The 2,900-nt window shown below is 56.3% G+C and carries 1 protein-coding gene and 1 pseudogene; one reads left to right on the plus strand and one right to left on the minus strand.

Annotation, left to right across the window (positions count from 1 at the left end):
- Positions 1-2,427, plus strand: a 2,427-nt coding sequence (locus tag VKV18_RS09450) for a hypothetical protein (RefSeq protein ID WP_324203960.1), incomplete at its 5' end; no start/stop codon positions are given.
- Here the strand turns inward: VKV18_RS09450 and VKV18_RS09455 are convergent.
- A pseudogene (locus tag VKV18_RS09455) lies at positions 2,399-2,900 on the minus strand (hypothetical protein); the annotation flags it as partial. The gene VKV18_RS09450 and the pseudogene VKV18_RS09455 overlap by 29 nt on opposite strands.

The following is a 2,900-nucleotide window of genomic DNA, read 5'->3' on the forward strand; positions in this document are numbered from 1 at the left end:
CTCGTGATACAGGGCAACAACTCCTCCGGCCCCTACTATGTGTATACCGGTCAGATCGTGCAGGGCAGCGTGCAGGTGCGGGTAGATAACAAGCCGATGCAGCTTGGCAAGGACTACACGCTCGACACCGATACAGGAGAGTTGCAGTTTCTCAACGGGTTGATTATTCCCAGCTCCTCCACCATTGCCGTCTCCTATGAGACGCTCGACTACGGTCAGAGTAGCGGGTCTATCTATGGTTTCCGCATGGAGTACACTCCGCATGGCAGCGACCATGTCGGCTTTACCTATCTAGCCCAAGTGGCTCCCGGCGGCACCACCCTCGCTCAGCGCACCCAACAGTTCTACGGAAATCCTACCCCGCTTTCACCTTACGTACTGGACTATCCCATAGACACCTCCAAGCCGATCATCGTTAAGGTGAACGGCGTGCCGCAGGTGCAGGGGGTAGATTTCACGATAGACCCGGTCTATCGCAACCAGATTCACCTAGTAGCCGGCGTGCCCACCAGCGAAGTGGTCACCATTCAATATACTCCTCTCAATACCAACCCTATCCCCAGCAACCAAACGGTGCTCGGCCTCGATGGCAGCTTGGGGCTGGGCCGCCTCGGCAGTCTCACGTTGGAGACCGCTATGTCCGGCCTGACCCTCTCCGGGCATGGCGTTCAAGGAAAGGCCGTACAGTTGCGTGCCAGCCTAACCCCACTTCGCTCGCTCCATACCGACATCACGGTGCGCGATATCGGCTCAACCTTCTCGGCCATCGCAAGCCCCGGCTTTAATAGGAACGAAAAGTCCATCGAGATCGCATCGGACTATACGCCTTCAAGCCGGTTGCACATGAACTTCGACTGGCAAACTGCCAAACAGCCTTCCTACACCTCTGCGCTCTATCAACCCGGCTATTCGGCTATCCTACCCTCCGGCAACGATAACTATAACCAGTTCACCGGCAATATCAACTATAACTTCGCACGAAACGGCACGCTAAGCCTAAGCCACAGCACCATGAGCACCCTCTTCGCGCAGGGTGGAAGCAGCTCTAACCGCACCGATAGCCTTCAAATGAACTACACGCTGGGCACATTGGGCTTTCAGTTGGGTGTCTCTTCCAACGCAAATCAATCGCAATCGCTCTATTCGCTTGTGTCCGCCACCTCTTCCGGCAACAGCGGGCAGAGCACCACAAACCAGCAGAGCACCACCAACCAGTTGATTAACAGCAGCACCAATGTGCTTTCGGAGAACTTGGGAATCAACTGGAACCCCAATCGCTGGTTCCACCTAAACACGAGCCTTACCAACAGCCAGGTAAGCAACCAGGGTCTCTTTGTGGGCAACTCGGTGGCGCGAAATGCGCAGATCAATGCCACCTTCAACCTCCACCACGGCATCTCCCTGCAATATGGCTACTCCCTTTCCGATACGGGCAGCACCAACACTGCAACGACAACCTCCTCTACCGGCTCCTCCTCTAGCTCTTCTTCCGGCACGGCTACCGGCGTTACCGCCGGGGGGACAACCGTATCGCGCGGGTTGCTGGCCCTTCTGGTACCGGCCCGCATCCTTATGGCAAACGCCCTTATGCGCGACATCACCACAGGGGGGGGCAGCACGACACCCACACTCGGTTCCGGTCTTACAACGGGTCTCCCCATCACCAGCTACTTGGGAGGCGGCTATAATAGCAACCTAGGAAGCTTGGGCAACTATAGCGGCATTCTTACCGGGGGCACCCTTTCGGCCTACAACGGCATCGCAAGCCTGAACGGAACCAGCAGCACCCATCATCTCACCCTGTCCTACAACCCCAATGACCGTTTCCACTCCTCCATCTCTTTTCTCACCTCCTCCAGCATCGGAAGCTACCTCTACAACAGCAATCGCACCGACACGCAGTTGCAACTTGGTTGGAACCTGCGAGGTGGGCTGCAAGTCAACCTCAACTACGACATGCAGAATATCGGTTACACCGGTGGGCTTGGCAACTCCAGCATCAATACCCTCGCGCTCGATGTGGCGGGACGGCTGTTTCGCAAACTCAACTTTCGGCTTGACGCCCTCCTGCTTTCGAATAAAAGTTTCTTGAACGCTTCCTCCCTCACGACTACCACATCCGGCTCCGGCAACACCACGAATAATCTCACCAATACCAGCTCCAACACCGTTTCCTATCTGCTGCATTTGGACTATCCGCTCAACGCGAAAATCGGCCTCTTCTTCGACTACTCCGACTCGCTTACGGCAGGCTATCTAGGCAACAACCAGCTGAACATGCGCTTTGGGCTGGACTACTACATCGCACGCCCGATGAAGTTCTCGTTAGGTTGGCAAATCTTGAACACCACCAACTCCGATCCCTCTTTGTCCAGCTACAACTACCACGTCAGCTCTCTCATCGCCCAACTCGGCTTCGAGTTTTAGCGCTTAACGCGGTTCTTGAAGGCTCTTTGGGAACTTGTTGGGTCTCCAGCACAATCGCCCCACGCGGCCCCAGCTGAAGCTGCAAGAGATTGCCATTCCACACGGCCCTCGCGCGATTGGTGGCAAGGAGCGTATGGAGTGCGACGGGTGATGAGGGGTGTGGCCCCTGAGACACTTCGCTTAGAGGGAGGGTTTGCTGAAGGCTTCGGTCGCTGCGATTAAACAGCACAAGGACACGGCTCCGCTGCCAGGTGCGTTCAAATCCGAACAAGCCGCTGTTGTCATCCGCGACGATCGTGCGATAGTCGCCATAGCGCAGGGCGGGAGTGTTGCGGCGAAGGGCAATGGCCTGTTTAAAAAACTGAAGGATGGTGCGGTTCCACTTTTGCGGGTTCCACTCCATGCAACGTCGGTCGTCGGGGTCTTTACCGCCCTCCATGCCGATCTCATCCCCATAGTAGACACAAGGCGTT

It is taken from the genome of Chthonomonas sp. (genome assembly GCF_035294505.1).
In the GTDB taxonomy this organism is placed as follows: Bacteria; Armatimonadota; Chthonomonadetes; order Chthonomonadales; family Chthonomonadaceae; genus Chthonomonas.